The following is a 13,364-nucleotide window of genomic DNA, read 5'->3' as shown; positions in this document are numbered from 1 at the left end:
ATAGGACGTTTGTGTTTCAAGATACAAGCGTCAATAAGTTTGTATCTATGAAGCTGAAGCATTTTGTGATGGATTAGCCGATTAGATGAATAGGTCTAACCGGTGACATAAGCTATCTTGTACTAGTCAAGATGCAGAAAACCAGTTGGGCCTGTCCTAACTGGTTTTTTCATACCGTGGTCTATTTTTTGATTTCTCATTTTAAGCTAGGCTTGTTCTTTATACAGCAAATTTTAGTTTACTTTTGACGTGATAAATAGAGTGATTGTATCACTCGGGGATGCTCTTGAAGACTTGAGGATTTTCTGTGGGCAATGAAACGATTGTTTTCCCTGTGGCTCCCACGCTCCAGAAGACCATAAAAGGAAATTGGAAATAGATAGAATAAAAAAACAGAGGTGTACAAGATGAAGAAATTCTTGGTTAGTATGATGGCTGTCATAACAGCTGTCCTCTTGGTGGCATGTTCCAATGCTTCTAACAAAGATTTGGTTCACGTCGGTGTTCTCCAATATGTGGAGCATCCTTCCTTGACAGCGACACGTAAAGGGTTCATTGAAGAGCTCAAAGAGGAAGGCTATGTCGACGGTAAGAACATTAAAATCGATTATCAGAATGCACAGGGAGATCAGTCAAACTTGCAGACGATTTCTCAGTCGCTTATTGAAGATAATGATGTCTTGTTGGCTATCGCAACCCCAGCAGCCCAGTCACTAAGCAGTTTAACAAAGGATAAGCCAATTCTCTTTACGGCAGTGACAGATCCTGTCTCAGCTAAGTTGGTTAAGTCTATGGACAATGTTGGTGGAAATGTGACGGGAACAAGTGACATGTCTCCTATCAACAAACAGGTTGAATTACTGAAAAAGGTCCTTCCAAACACTAAAAAAGTTGGGATTATGTATACGACCAGCGAGCGTAACTCAGAAGTTCAGGTTGAAGAAGCCAAGAAATACTTCAAGGAAGCTGGTATTGAAACGGTTATAAAGGGGATTTCATCAACCAACGATATCCAAGATACAGCCAAAAGCTTGATGAGTCAGACTGAAGTTATTTTCATCCCGACTGACAATACCATTGTTAGTGCTATTAATACCTTGGTAGACCTTTCTAAAGAAACTAAGGTTCCTGTTGTTGGTAGTGATGCTGGTAGTGTGGAAAAAGGTGTCCTATTCACTTATGGAACCAACTATGAAGCGCTTGGTCGTCAAACAGGTAAGTTGGCAGGTCGTGTTCTACGAGGTGAGAAAGTTAAGGACATTGATGCGGAGTATCCTAAAACTCTAAATGTTGTGGTTAACCATGATATGGCTAAAGAACTTGGCATCGATGTTTCTAGCATTAGTGATGAGGAATCTAAAGTATCAACGAAAGATGACAAACCGATTGCCAAAAAAGATAAGGGTGTCATTAAGCTTAAGGTGAATAAGTCATCTAAGAATGGTTTTTCAAATGTGGTTCTGACAGCCATTTCTCAGGGGCTTCTCTGGGCGATTATGGCTATTGGGGTCTTCATTACCTTCCGTATTTTGGACCTTGCTGATTTGACAGCTGAGGGGGCCTTCCCACTTGGTGCTGCAACGACAACCATCATGATTATCCGTGGTATCAACCCAATCTTTGCAACTCTAGGTGGTTTTGTAGCTGGTATGTTTGCAGGAGCTGTTTCTGGCTTTATGCATACCAAAATGAAGATACCAGCACTCTTAACAGGGATTATTACCTTAACAGGGCTCTATTCAGTTAACCTTTTGGTTCTTGGAAGTGCCAATGTTTCTCTTTCAGGACATAATACGCTGGTAACTATGGTGATGGGGCTTGGTTTGTCTAAGCTGAATGGTGTGATTCTATTAGGACTAATCTTTGTTAGTCTTGTAGTGTTTATGTTGGTTGTTCTCCTTAATACACAGGTTGGACTTGCTCTTCGTGCAACAGGTGATAACCTTGCCATGGGTGAAGCTAATGGGATCAAGGTTGATCGTATGAAGATTCTTGGTTACATGATTTCCAACGGTTTGATTGCCCTATCGGGTGCCCTCCTAGCTCAAAACAATGGCTATGCGGATATGAATATGGGTACTGGTACAATCGTAAATGGCTTGGCAGCAATCATCTTGGCTGAGGTTATCGTTAAGTATTTACCACTTGGCAAACGTCTCTTGTCAATTGTTGTCGGAGCTGTTCTCTACCGTTTGGTCTTGGTTATTATCCTTGCCATGAACGTTGATGCTCAAATGTTGAAATTGGCTTCAGCCATCTTGCTTGCTATCATCCTTTATGTGCCTGAAGTACGACAAAAATTGAAAATCAAACCTAACAAATCCTTGACTCCAGGAGGTGACAAGTAATGGCTTTACTTAGTTTACAACAGATTCATAAAACCTTTGAAAAAGGCACAGTCAATGAAAATCACGTCCTTCGTGGTTTAGATCTCGACATTGAGCAGGGAGATTTTATCTCTGTCATCGGGGGAAATGGTGCTGGTAAATCAACCTTGATGAATTCAATTGCTGGTGTTCTCAGCATTGATGAGGGGGATATCTTGTTGGAGGGTCAATCTATTAAGAAAGCATCTGTAGATGAGCGCTCTAAAGACATTAGCCGTGTTTTCCAAGATCCTCGAATGGGTACAGCGACAAACCTTTCTATCGAAGAAAATATGGCAATCGCCTATCGTCGTGGTAAGAAACGTAGCTTCTTTAAAAAGTCTATTACTGAAAGTGAACGTCAAGTATTCAAGGAAGCCTTGGTAGATCTTGGTCTTGGTCTTGAGAATCGTATGAAGACTGATGCTAATTTCTTGTCAGGTGGACAACGTCAGGCCTTGACACTTGCTATGGCGACTTTGGTTCGTCCAAAGATTTTGCTGCTAGATGAACATACGGCAGCACTAGATCCTAAGACAAGTGACATGGTCATGAATTTGACGCGTAAGATTGTTGAAGAACAAGAATTGACAACTCTTATGATTACCCACAATATGGAACATGCCATTGAATATGGCAATCGTCTTGTCATGCTCTATCATGGTAAAATCGTCGTAGATGTGCGAGGTGAAGAAAAGAAAAACCTCACTGTTGCAGAACTTATGGATCTCTTCCACAAAAATAGTGGACAAGTCCTCAATGACGATGCCTTGGTACTCGGTTAATAGACTAGAAAAAAACTATCCAAAGTTTAGATTTTGGGTAGTTTTTTCTTGACTATTTTTGACCAAGTGCTAAAATGAATATATAGATTAGCACTCATTGAGTATGAGTGCTAAAATAACGTATTAAACGTTGCTAATAATAAATAACATTTGGAGGTAATTGGTATGGCATTAAAACCATTGGGCGATCGTATCGTCGTCCGTTTTGAAGAAACAGAAGAAAAAACAGCTAGTGGCTTCGTATTGGCAGGAGCTAGTCATGAAGCTACTAAGACTGCCGAGGTCTTGGCAGTAGGTGAAGGCATCCGTACTCTTACCGGGGAATTAATTGCACCTAGTGTTGCAGTAGGCGATAAGGTCCTTGTTGAAAATGGTGCAGGTGTCAGTGTTAAAGACGGAGAAGATTCCGTTTCAATTATCCGTGAAGCAGATATTTTAGCAGTCCTAACTTAGGCTCTTGCTAATCAGATATAAATTAAGATAAAGAAGGAGTAACTATGGCAAAAGATATTAAATTTTCATCAGATGCACGCGCAGCAATGGTTCGTGGTGTTGATACTTTAGCTGATACAGTTAAGGTAACGCTTGGCCCTAAAGGTCGAAACGTTGTTTTGGAAAAGGCTTTTGGCTCACCGCTTATCACTAATGATGGTGTGACAATTGCTAAAGAAATTGAACTTGAAGATCACTTTGAAAATATGGGTGCCAAGCTTGTCAGCGAAGTGGCTTCAAAAACTAATGATATTGCTGGTGACGGAACAACTACAGCCACTGTTTTGACACAAGCTATTGTTCGTGAGGGGCTCAAAAATGTAACAGCTGGTGCTAATCCAATCGGTATCCGTCGTGGGATTGAAGCAGCTGTAGCTACAGCTGTGGAAGAGCTTAAAGCCATTGCACAACCAGTTGCTAATAAGGCTGCTATTGCTCAAGTCGCAGCGGTTTCATCTCGTTCTGAAAAAGTTGGTGAATACATTTCAGAAGCAATGGAACGCGTTGGTAATGACGGTGTTATCACTATTGAAGAGTCTCGTGGTATGGAGACAGAACTCGAAGTGGTTGAAGGTATGCAGTTTGACCGTGGATATCTTTCTCAGTACATGGTTACTGATAATGAAAAAATGGTCGCAGATCTTGAAAATCCATTTATTCTTGTGACTGACAAGAAAATTTCAAATATCCAAGATGTTCTTCCACTCTTGGAAGAAGTGCTTAAGACCAGTCGTCCACTTTTGATTATTGCTGATGACGTGGATGGTGAAGCTCTTCCAACGCTTGTTCTTAACAAGATTCGTGGAACCTTCAATGTCGTTGCTGTTAAAGCGCCTGGCTTTGGTGACCGTCGTAAAGCGATGTTGGAAGACATTGCTGTATTGACTGGAGCAACTGTGATTACTGAGGATCTTGGTCTTGAACTTAAGGATGCAACTATGGCAGCACTTGGTCAGGCTTCGAAAGTAACTGTGGATAAGGATAGCACAGTTATCGTTGAAGGAGCAGGAAGCCAAGAAGCAATTGCTAACCGTGTTAACCTCATTAAATCTCAATTGGAGACAACAACATCTGAATTTGACCGTGAAAAACTTCAAGAACGTTTGGCTAAATTGTCAGGTGGTGTTGCAGTTGTTAAGGTTGGTGCAGCCACTGAAACAGCTCTTAAAGAAATGAAACTTCGTATCGAAGATGCTCTTAATGCTACTCGTGCTGCTGTTGAAGAAGGTATCGTAGCAGGTGGTGGTACAGCCCTAGTTAACGTCATTGCTAAGGTTGCTGAACTTGATCTTGAAGGTGACGACGCTACAGGACGTAATATTGTCCTCCGCGCCTTGGAAGAACCTGTTCGTCAAATTGCTTATAATGCCGGTTATGAAGGTTCAGTTATCATCGATAAATTGAAGAACAGCCCAGTTGGTACAGGCTTTAACGCTGCCAACGGTGAGTGGGTAGATATGGTTGAAGCAGGAATTATTGATCCAGTTAAGGTCACACGTTCTGCCCTCCAGAATGCCGCTTCAGTAGCTAGTCTTATCTTGACAACTGAAGCAGTTGTTGCCAACAAGCCTGAACCAGAGGCTCCAACAGCGCCAGCTATGGATCCAGGTATGATGGGTTACTAAGATTTAAGAAAGTAAAAAAACCTAGGAAAAGTCGAGAAACTTTTTCTGGGTTTTCTTTTTATTATTTATTGTTAATTAGTGAAAAGGGTTAAACATATCAGAACTTCCTTGGTTACCTGACATCTGCATCATCATTTGTTGCTGTCTAATGCGTTCTGCTTCCTTATTCGTATTGATAGAAACAACAAGAAAGATAACCCAACCGATGAATGTCCAGCCTAGAAGAAAGGATAGGATAAAGATTGGCCATTTTTTATCTGTTTTATTTAGAAGAGCAGGTAATATTTGAAGTACTACCAAGGGGAAAAAAATGATGATGGAGAAAACAGCTGTGAGCAAGCCGCCACTAAGATCATCACTGGCAATTCCAAAGAGTATCATTGCAAGAGCCCAAAGGATAACTGGGATAGAAGCGATGGCTATCATGATGAGGTTTGTTTGGGACTTATTTTCTGGCTTCTTCCAAGGCTCATTAAGGGTGCTGTTTGTTTGTTGGAAGCTTACATTAGCTTGCTCGGCAAAGGAATTTAAAGACTTATTAGTAGTGCCTTGTATTGGATTTATTTGCTCTTGAAAGTTGGCTGTTGGAGCTTCTTGACCTAGGTTAGGAGTCTGGAAAGTTTGTCTTTTATCAATACTAGAACCAACTAAGGGTTCTTCAGCAACATCATAATTGTCAACATCATTTTCGGCAGTTTCTACAGTATCTGCTGATGGTACAGGTTCTGTATATTCAACAGCTTCTGAGTTTTGCGCCTTTTCTATAGTCTCTTTTTGTGAGAAGTTTTTTGTTGCTTCGACAGTTTGTTTAGGAGTTTCTCGGACAAACTCGCCTCGATTGGCTGCTTCAGCCATTTCTTGGATACTTGGGTTACGTCCGTGGACTGCTTGGAAAAAATCAATCCAATCTTGTTGTTTCATATAGTTAGCCTCCATTTGTTTCGATTATAAATTTTGATGATTACAATTATAGCAATAGTGTAAGGGATGTGCAATGGGAGTTGGATAGGAGTGTTTATTTCTTTTTAATCTTCTTGTCACTAAATATGGGAAAGAGAAAGAAATAGGTTAAGATGTAGACCACTAGAGGGTATATCAGTGGATTATAGTCCCAGGCTCCTTGCCAATCTAGGTGTAGTAGTCTAACGCTAGCGCGTGTTAGACCTGCGCTCCAACTCTTGAGTCCTAAAGGCTTTAGGATAAGGCTGAGTGGTGTTGGGAGATGTAAAAGGTAGACTCCGTAAATTGCCATTAAAACTAAGAGATATAATCTAAAAAAACGCTGGTGGTAGGCCCACAAGCGTGTGAAATAGCTTTTCATTACCCAATAACAGCAAAAAGTTTTTGAGCGTTTGATTGGCGAGTAGCATCCATGATGAGGAACCAGTCAACGATTGCCCAGATACCACAACCACCACATGTCAAAAGTTTACCGATACCAAGACCAACTTGCCCCAACATAAAGCGGTCGATTCCAAGAGAACCAGCAAAAAGTGAGATAATTAGCATCATCATAGGATCTTGGAAGCTGATTGCGTAAAGCATTGAAAGTTGTTGTTCAGGAAGTGCCTCAAGACGTTGGCGGATGTACTGAACTTGTTCTGTTGGGAAATACTTGGCGTTAATTGCTAGCCATTGATCGACTGGATTCATAATTAAATACCCCTCAAATTTTAAATGATATGTAAAGGATAACATAATGTAAAGGGAGATTCAAGGTGGTCAAGGCTTTTGAAGTCAATAAAAGCAACTTATTTGCAAGCTTCCACTGTCTTATCACTAGAGGATCATTAGGATAATCTTTTCGCACCATGTCTGAAAGTGAGCTTGCTTCTATGGTTTGTGATTTCTCAACACTCTCTCAAAACTATCGGACTGGGCCTTAACAGTAACTTTTTCGAGTGTTAAGGGGTGAGTGAAACTAAGAGTGTGCGCGTGTAGCATGAGTCGAGATGCTGGCTGATGGCTGTAAAGTGGGTCCCCCAGAATGGCATGACCGTGATGGGCCAGATGCACACGAATTTGGTGGGTCCGGCCGGTTTTTAGTTGACAGTTGACCAGACTGGCTCCTTCAAAGGTTTTGAGGCATGTGACGGTTGTATAGGCACTCTGCCCTTTTCTAGAATCAACCACCCGTTTTCTACGATCGTGGCGGTCGCGTCCAATCTTGTCCTTATAAACAGTTTTTTTGGTCTGAAATTTACCTTCAGACAATGCCCAGTATTGACGCTGAATCATCTTATCTTCTAAAAGCCGGTTAAGAATTGGCAGGATAAACGGATTTTTAGCGAAAAGCACAGCCCCACTAGTTTCCCTATCTAGTCGATGAACGACGTAACAGGTTTGTTCACAATAAGCTGAAACATGGTTAAGAAGAGCGATTTCTGTGGGATCATTGCCATGCGTCTTCATTCCTTCAGACTTATTGACCACGATGATATGCGAATCCTCATAGAGAGGATCTACCAAATTGGCGTCTCCCATAGGGATAGTTTTATTAGGATAGTCCTCTGTGTCAAAGGTCAGGCTAATCCTATCACCTTTTTTAACGGGGCTCTGCCAATTAATGGTCTCTCCGTTGATGAGGACATGTTTTTTCGTGCGTAGGAAATGACGAATCTTACGAGGAATGAGGAGCTTGGTTTCAAGTAATTCTTTGACAGTTGTTGCAGGATAGGGATTGATAATTTCTACATGTAAAGTCATGGTTTCATTATATCATGAACGTTTAAAAGAGGACAGAACCTGTAAAAACTTGGTATAATATGGCTATGACATTTTTTGATAATCTAAAAAACAAACTTTTTAAAGAAGAAACTAGCGGAAAGGGTAAGGAATCCCAGCCTGCTGGAAAATCGAAGGATTTACAAGATAAGATAAAAGGTCTCTTTGCCAAGAAGCCTGATGAGGTTGAACAAGCTGTTGAAGAACTTGATATGTCACGAGAAAGTCAAGAGACTTCTCGTTACCAACGTTCTAAGCAAAAGAAACCTATTGACACGACCAAACCCCTAGGTAAGGTTCAGGCTTTCTTGAGCAAATTCACTCTTTCGCCAAGAAATCCTATTCGCCGTTTCTGGCGTCGCTATCATATTGGTAAAATTCTCTTTATCTTGGTAGCCATGTTGGTTCTGACAGTAGGCTCCTATCTCTTCTATATCGCTAAGACGACCAATGTTTCAGATCTTCAGGATGCCTTGAAGGCTACTACGGTTATCTATGACAAAGAAGGCAATCAAGCTGGTTCATTGTCAGCGCAAAAAGGGACTTATGTGGAGCTAGATGCTATTAGTGATAGCCTAGAGAATGCCGTCATTGCAACGGAGGATCGTACCTTCTACAAAAATAGTGGGGTTAACGTCCAACGTTTCCTACTAGCCATGGTTTCTATGGGTCGATTTGGTGGTGGTTCGACCATCACGCAACAGTTGGCTAAAAATGCCTTTTTGACTCAGGAACAGACAGTCACTCGTAAGGCCAAGGAATTCTTTCTTTCTCTGGAATTAACCAAGAAATATAGTAAGCAAGAAATCCTTACCATGTATCTCAATAACGCCTATTTCGGAAATGGTGTTTGGGGTGTTGAAGATGCTAGCCAAAAATATTTCGGGACAAGTGCTGCTAATCTAACGGTGGATGAGGCAGCGACACTCGCAGGTATGCTTAAGGGGCCTGAAATTTACAATCCGATTGATAATATCCAAAATGCGACCAACCGTCGAAACACTGTTCTTGCCAATATGGTAGATGATAAGAAGTTGAGTCAAGCTGATGCTGATAGTGCAGCTGGAGTTGATATGGCTAGTCGCTTGGATGATACTTATCAAGGAACAGGTGATGACTATAGGTATCCGTCTTACTTTGATGCTGTCATTGAAGAAGCTACGAAGACTTATGGCTTGAGTGAGGATGAAATTGTTAAAAATGGCTACAAAATTTATACAGAGATGGATGCCAACTCACAAGCTAATATGCAGCAGACCTATGAAAACACCTATCTCTTCCCAACGTCAGAAAGTGATGGTAGTACAGCCCAGTCAGCTAGCGTAGCGCTTGATCCATCAACTGGAGCAGTCCGTGGTTTGGTAGGTCGTGTAGGTGGTACAAGTGATACAACCTTCCGTAATTTCAACTATGCAACCCAAGGGAAGCGAAGTCCTGGTTCAACAATCAAACCTTTGGTAGTCTATGCTCCAGCTCTGGCTTCAGGATGGAGCATCAATAAGGACCTTCCTAATACGCCAATTGATTATAATGGCTATACCCCAACCAACTATGGTGGTGTTGAGACTGAGGATGTGCCGATGTATCAAGCTTTGGCCAACTCTTACAATATTCCGGCAGTTTACCTCTTTAACCAAATCGGTATTCAAAAAGGGATTAGTTACGGTCAGAAATTCGGTCTTAACTTTGACAATGTCCCAGAAGAATTAGGGATCTCACTCGGTGGTGGTGTGACAGCCAGTCCTCTACAAATGGCTCAGGCTTATGCGACTTTTGCCAATGGTGGTGTGATGAACACAGCTTATTTCATAACGAAGATTGAAAATGCTAGTGGTGATATCATTGCTACCCATAGTAAGAAGTCTAAACGTGTCGTTAGCCAGTCTGTAGCTAACCAGATGACCAGTATGATGCTCGGTACCTTCTCAAATGGTTCCGCTGTTAATGCCAACTACACGGGTTACACTATGGCAGGTAAGACAGGTACTGTTCAGGCTGAATTCAACAAGGATTTGACCAGTGACCAGTGGGTAATTGGCTATACTCCTGATGTGGTTATGACGACTTGGATTGGTTTTGATAAGACTGACGAGAGTCACTACTTAACAGGAGCAAGCTCGGGAACAGCTTCAACTATTTTCAGCTATATCGCTGCAGACGTTTTGCCAAATACACCAGGTAATGAGTTTACCGTTGAAAATGCCTATGCGGCTGATGGTCAAACACTAGACTATACGGCAGATCCAAATGACTCTCGTAATAGCAATAACAAGTCATGGACAGACAAGGCTTCAGACGTTGTCAATGATGTCAAAGATCAAGCAAGCAGTCTATGGGATAAGATTTCAGACTCCTTCTCAGGTCTATTCAGATAGCTTGTCAATTGCAGTTAAAAGTGGTAAGATAAAAAGAACGGAGGCGTTATGGCACAGAAAAAAGCAAGCCTAGCGTGTGCTGAATGTGGGAGCCGAAACTATTCAATTAATGTCAGTAGTACCCCCAAACCAACACGACTAGAAGTTAACAAATTTTGTAAACATTGTAAAAAATACACCTTGCATAAGGAAACAAGATAGGAGACACCGTGAGACAAACTGGAAGTATTTTCAAAGTCTTGAAAGACACGACTTGGCCAGACCGTAAACAACGTTGGCACGATTTTATTTCAGTTCTTGAGTATACTGCGTTCTTCACTGTCATCATCTATGCGTTTGATGAATTGTTGAGTCGCGCTATGTCAGCACTGATTAACTTTTTCTAAAGAAAACACAAAAAGAGTGGGAATGCCTGCTCTTTTTTGTTATAATAAATGCAGGTAAAAGCGATAACAAGGGCCAACAGGCTTTTTTATTACGCTTTGAATTAAAACATAGGCATTCATTTACATTTAACGCTTGAGCCTAGAAGATTGATGGTCAATGGTGTTTAAATGTCATTTAGAACAAAGAAAGGAATCCTAAAATGCTAGATTCATTCGACAAGGGCTGGTTCGTCCTTCAAACCTATTCAGGATACGAAAATAAAGTTAAAGAAAATCTTTTGCAACGTGCTCAAACTTATAACATGCTTGAAAATATCTTGCGTGTTGAAATTCCAACTCAAACTGTCAATGTTGAGAAAAACGGTAAAGTTAAAGAAGTGGAAGAAAACCGCTTCCCTGGTTATGTTCTTGTTGAGATGGTAATGACAGACGAAGCATGGTTTGTTGTTCGTAATACTCCAAACGTTACTGGTTTCGTTGGTTCTCACGGAAATCGTTCTAAACCAACACCACTTTTGGAAGAAGAAATCCGTCAAATCTTGATTTCAATGGGTCAAACAGTTGATGTCTTTGATACGAATATCAAGGTTGGTGACATGGTTCAAATCATCGATGGTGCCTTTATGGGTCAAGAAGGTCGTGTTGTAGAAATTGAAAACAACAAGGTTAAAATCATGATTAACATGTTTGGTTCAGAAACAGCTGCTGAGCTTGAACTCTACCAAGTTGCTGAACTTTAAAATAGTCAAAAAGGTTGGAAGCAAGGGCTTTAACCACTAAAGATTAGTTAATCAAATTTTGGGGGTGAGACTAGAAACTAATTTTTAATTTAGTTCTGTTTCACTCCCTTTTTCTAACGGATGATGATGAATTATAAACAATTTTATGATAGGATTAGCAGGCCCTTACGTTCTTATGCTAAGGTTTTAGAAGGGTTGAATAAGGCTATAACCAGAACTTTCTATCTGCTCTTTCCCTTACTACTTATTTGGCTTTGGCATAGGGATGGCTGGTTCGTTCTTTTTACGACTGCGCTTATTATGGGAGGAGGCTTTTTTCTTCTTTCTCTTGGTCGTAGCCTTTATAATCGCCCACGCCCTTATCAGACCTGGAACATTCAGCCCCTTATTAAGAAGGACAGTCTTGGCAAGTCATTTCCTAGCCGTCACGTTTTTTCAGCAACAGCCATTGCCATGTTTGCCTTATTGCTTAATCCGTGTCTAGGTGGGACTATGCTTTTTCTTGCAGCAATTTTGGCTATTTTGCGCGTGCTAGGTGGTGTTCATTATCCTAGTGATGTTTTGGCAGGCTATGTCATTGGAATTCTTGTGGGCCTCCTTCTTTACCTTTAGAAAATCTTGGCCTTATTCGAAAGAGTAAGGCTTTTTTCGTTGAAAAAAGAAAAGGACCCTTAGGGCACCTTTCCTTTTGTTCTAAAATTCGAGTTGGCGATTAAAGGTTGTTCCCACCATTAGAGATTGGCTTAGTTTAAAACATGTTCTATGATAGCTTGTGCTACTCCATGTTGATCATTTGAGGCTGTCACTAGGTTTGCAGTCTCCTTGACTCCCTCAGGTGCATTGCCCATAGCAACTCCTAGACCAGCCAGAGCCAGCATAGGACTATCGTTGAAATTATCACCAATAGTCATAACTTGTTCAAGAGGAATGTCATAATACTTAGCAACCTCAAGGAGAGCATGTTCTTTAGAAACATGTTTGGCTGTAACTTCAAGATAGTTATCTTTAGATAAATAGAAGGCTGTCTGTGGAAAATCCATGCTTAGGAGTTTTTGGTGGAGGTCCTGGATAACTTCAGCCTCATCAATCAACAATAGCTTGTGGATAGGAGATTTTGAATCTGAGACAGTATCTCGGAGTTCCTTAATAATAGGAGATTCACCCGTGATTTCTCCTTCCAACTGAGACCATTTGTCTAGTTGGTTGGTGATCCAGTCCCTGTCAGAGTAGGTATTCACAGAGACACTTGGATAATCTGTGGATAAGTAGTTAAGAAATTCTTGAATTTCAGTTTTATCCACAGGATGTTCTATGATAGTACGATCACCCTCAAGTACTAGAGCACCGTTGTAGCAGGCGATAGGGTTTTCATGAAGTCCCAGTTTATGAGCAATTGGTTGCATCCCTAGTGGAGAACGGGCAGAAGCTAAAACAAAAGGTATCTTTGCTTTTTCAAGTTCTGGCATCACTTTGATCAGTTGCTCATCTACCTGGTGTTTACTAGTGAGAATAGTCCCATCAATATCGCTGATAATCAAACGAATATTACTCATAATCGCTATCCTTTCCATCATATAAAATTGTTACCTTGCCTTTTAGGGATTTTACTAAATCAGGATCAGGCTCCTTATCAGTAATCCAGTAGTCAAAATCCTCAAGTTTACCCAAGATATATTTGGAATGCTTTTCATATTTACCAGATTCAGCAATAAGTATCTTGGTTCTGGCAGCCTGCATGGCTAGCTGTTTGACGGCAACATCTTCTTCATCTTCAAAGCTAACCAATCCTTGACTGAGACTAGCCGCTCCAAAGAAAGCTAAGTCAAATTGTAGATGTTGCAAGATCTGTGCTTCGTGAAGTGAATAGTAGA

14 protein-coding genes and 1 pseudogene are annotated in these 13,364 nt (G+C 41.0%); 9 read left to right on the top strand and 6 right to left on the bottom strand.

Annotated elements, in window-relative coordinates; all coding sequences use genetic code 11:
• Positions 1–407: 407 nt before the first annotated feature.
• The 4 genes from RWZ99_RS07285 to groL all read left to right on the top strand — a co-directional run bounded on the left by RWZ99_RS07285 (position 408) and on the right by groL (position 5,268).
• Complete coding sequence (locus RWZ99_RS07285) at positions 408–2,348, top strand: ABC transporter substrate binding protein (protein WP_314677470.1); 1,941 nt, start codon at positions 408–410, stop codon at positions 2,346–2,348.
• Positions 2,348–3,151, top strand: a complete 804-nt coding sequence (locus tag RWZ99_RS07280; RefSeq protein WP_002883592.1) for an ABC transporter ATP-binding protein — start codon at positions 2,348–2,350, stop codon at positions 3,149–3,151. The genes RWZ99_RS07285 and RWZ99_RS07280 overlap by 1 nt, the downstream gene beginning before the upstream one ends.
• Positions 3,152–3,316: 165 nt before the next feature.
• The gene (groES, locus tag RWZ99_RS07275) at positions 3,317–3,604 is read left to right on the top strand and encodes a co-chaperone GroES (RefSeq protein ID WP_314677465.1); all 288 of its coding nucleotides are present in this window, start codon (positions 3,317–3,319) and stop codon (positions 3,602–3,604) included.
• Between the two features lie 44 nt (positions 3,605–3,648).
• Positions 3,649–5,268 (top strand): chaperonin GroEL, encoded by a 1,620-nt coding sequence (gene groL / locus RWZ99_RS07270; RefSeq protein WP_314677463.1) that lies wholly within the window; start codon positions 3,649–3,651, stop codon positions 5,266–5,268.
• Positions 5,269–5,343: 75 nt separating this feature from the next.
• Here the strand turns inward: groL and RWZ99_RS07265 are convergent, their stop codons facing one another.
• The 4 genes from RWZ99_RS07265 to RWZ99_RS07250 form a co-directional block, all read right to left on the bottom strand.
• Positions 5,344–6,189: a superinfection immunity protein gene (locus tag RWZ99_RS07265; protein WP_314677460.1), complete on the bottom strand. Its 846-nt coding sequence runs from the start codon at positions 6,187–6,189 to the stop codon at positions 5,344–5,346.
• A 94-nt stretch (positions 6,190–6,283) separates the two neighbouring features.
• Positions 6,284–6,589, bottom strand: coding sequence for a DUF2752 domain-containing protein (locus tag RWZ99_RS07260; protein WP_314677458.1), 306 nt, complete (start codon positions 6,587–6,589; stop codon positions 6,284–6,286).
• Positions 6,589–6,921, bottom strand: a complete 333-nt coding sequence (locus RWZ99_RS07255; RefSeq protein ID WP_314677455.1) for a TM2 domain-containing protein — start codon at positions 6,919–6,921, stop codon at positions 6,589–6,591. The genes RWZ99_RS07260 and RWZ99_RS07255 overlap by 1 nt, the downstream gene beginning before the upstream one ends.
• Before the next feature lie 180 nt (positions 6,922–7,101).
• On the bottom strand, positions 7,102–7,974 hold the full coding sequence (locus tag RWZ99_RS07250; protein WP_314677452.1) for an RluA family pseudouridine synthase: 873 nt from the start codon (positions 7,972–7,974) through the stop codon (positions 7,102–7,104).
• Between the two features lie 65 nt (positions 7,975–8,039).
• On the opposite strand from RWZ99_RS07250, the gene pbp2a reads away from it, so the two are divergent.
• The 5 genes from pbp2a (at position 8,040) to RWZ99_RS07225 (ending at position 12,105) form a co-directional block, all read left to right on the top strand.
• Complete coding sequence (pbp2a, locus tag RWZ99_RS07245) at positions 8,040–10,367, top strand: penicillin-binding protein PBP2A (protein WP_314677450.1); 2,328 nt, start codon at positions 8,040–8,042, stop codon at positions 10,365–10,367.
• 48 nt (positions 10,368–10,415) lie between these two features.
• Positions 10,416–10,568 (top strand): 50S ribosomal protein L33, encoded by a 153-nt coding sequence (gene rpmG / locus RWZ99_RS07240; protein WP_002886472.1) that lies wholly within the window; start codon positions 10,416–10,418, stop codon positions 10,566–10,568.
• 8 nt (positions 10,569–10,576) lie between these two features.
• Positions 10,577–10,753, top strand: a complete 177-nt coding sequence (gene secE / locus RWZ99_RS07235) for a preprotein translocase subunit SecE (RefSeq protein WP_002883656.1) — start codon at positions 10,577–10,579, stop codon at positions 10,751–10,753.
• Between the two features lie 200 nt (positions 10,754–10,953).
• Positions 10,954–11,493 (top strand): transcription termination/antitermination protein NusG, encoded by a 540-nt coding sequence (nusG, locus tag RWZ99_RS07230; RefSeq protein WP_314677445.1) that lies wholly within the window; start codon positions 10,954–10,956, stop codon positions 11,491–11,493.
• Positions 11,494–11,616: 123 nt separating this feature from the next.
• Entirely contained in the window at positions 11,617–12,105 is a 489-nt protein-coding gene (locus RWZ99_RS07225) for a phosphatase PAP2 family protein (RefSeq protein WP_314677473.1), read from the top strand.
• Positions 12,106–12,236: 131 nt separating this feature from the next.
• Here the strand turns inward: RWZ99_RS07225 and RWZ99_RS07220 are convergent, their stop codons facing one another.
• Entirely contained in the window at positions 12,237–13,046 is an 810-nt protein-coding gene (locus tag RWZ99_RS07220) for a Cof-type HAD-IIB family hydrolase (protein WP_314677444.1), read from the bottom strand.
• A pseudogene (locus RWZ99_RS07215) lies at positions 13,039–13,364 on the bottom strand (DeoR/GlpR transcriptional regulator); the annotation flags it as partial. The pseudogene RWZ99_RS07215 and the gene RWZ99_RS07220, both read right to left, overlap by 8 nt.

The organism is uncultured Streptococcus sp. (assembly GCF_963545685.1).
In the GTDB taxonomy this organism is placed as follows: domain Bacteria; phylum Bacillota; class Bacilli; order Lactobacillales; family Streptococcaceae; genus Streptococcus.
Note: the sequence above shows the minus strand (reverse complement) of the source record. Positions and strands in the feature narration are given on the sequence as shown.

What these genes read in the sequence shown, in the direction of transcription:
- RWZ99_RS07285 (WP_314677470.1), top strand. Translation starts at nt 408, where the DNA reads ATGAAGAAATTCTTGGTTAGTATGATGGCTGTCATAACAGCTGTCCTC.
- RWZ99_RS07280 (WP_002883592.1), top strand. Translation starts at nt 2,348, where the DNA reads ATGGCTTTACTTAGTTTACAACAGATTCATAAAACCTTTGAAAAAGGC.
- groES (WP_314677465.1), top strand. Translation starts at nt 3,317, where the DNA reads ATGGCATTAAAACCATTGGGCGATCGTATCGTCGTCCGTTTTGAAGAA.
- groL (WP_314677463.1), top strand. Translation starts at nt 3,649, where the DNA reads ATGGCAAAAGATATTAAATTTTCATCAGATGCACGCGCAGCAATGGTT.
- RWZ99_RS07265 (WP_314677460.1), bottom strand. Translation starts at nt 6,189, where the DNA reads ATGAAACAACAAGATTGGATTGATTTTTTCCAAGCAGTCCACGGACGT.
- RWZ99_RS07260 (WP_314677458.1), bottom strand. Translation starts at nt 6,589, where the DNA reads ATGAAAAGCTATTTCACACGCTTGTGGGCCTACCACCAGCGTTTTTTT.
- RWZ99_RS07255 (WP_314677455.1), bottom strand. Translation starts at nt 6,921, where the DNA reads ATGAATCCAGTCGATCAATGGCTAGCAATTAACGCCAAGTATTTCCCA.
- RWZ99_RS07250 (WP_314677452.1), bottom strand. Translation starts at nt 7,974, where the DNA reads ATGACTTTACATGTAGAAATTATCAATCCCTATCCTGCAACAACTGTC.
- pbp2a (WP_314677450.1), top strand. Translation starts at nt 8,040, where the DNA reads ATGACATTTTTTGATAATCTAAAAAACAAACTTTTTAAAGAAGAAACT.
- rpmG (WP_002886472.1), top strand. Translation starts at nt 10,416, where the DNA reads ATGGCACAGAAAAAAGCAAGCCTAGCGTGTGCTGAATGTGGGAGCCGA.
- nusG (WP_314677445.1), top strand. Translation starts at nt 10,954, where the DNA reads ATGCTAGATTCATTCGACAAGGGCTGGTTCGTCCTTCAAACCTATTCA.
- RWZ99_RS07225 (WP_314677473.1), top strand. Translation starts at nt 11,617, where the DNA reads ATGATGAATTATAAACAATTTTATGATAGGATTAGCAGGCCCTTACGT.
- RWZ99_RS07220 (WP_314677444.1), bottom strand. Translation starts at nt 13,046, where the DNA reads ATGAGTAATATTCGTTTGATTATCAGCGATATTGATGGGACTATTCTC.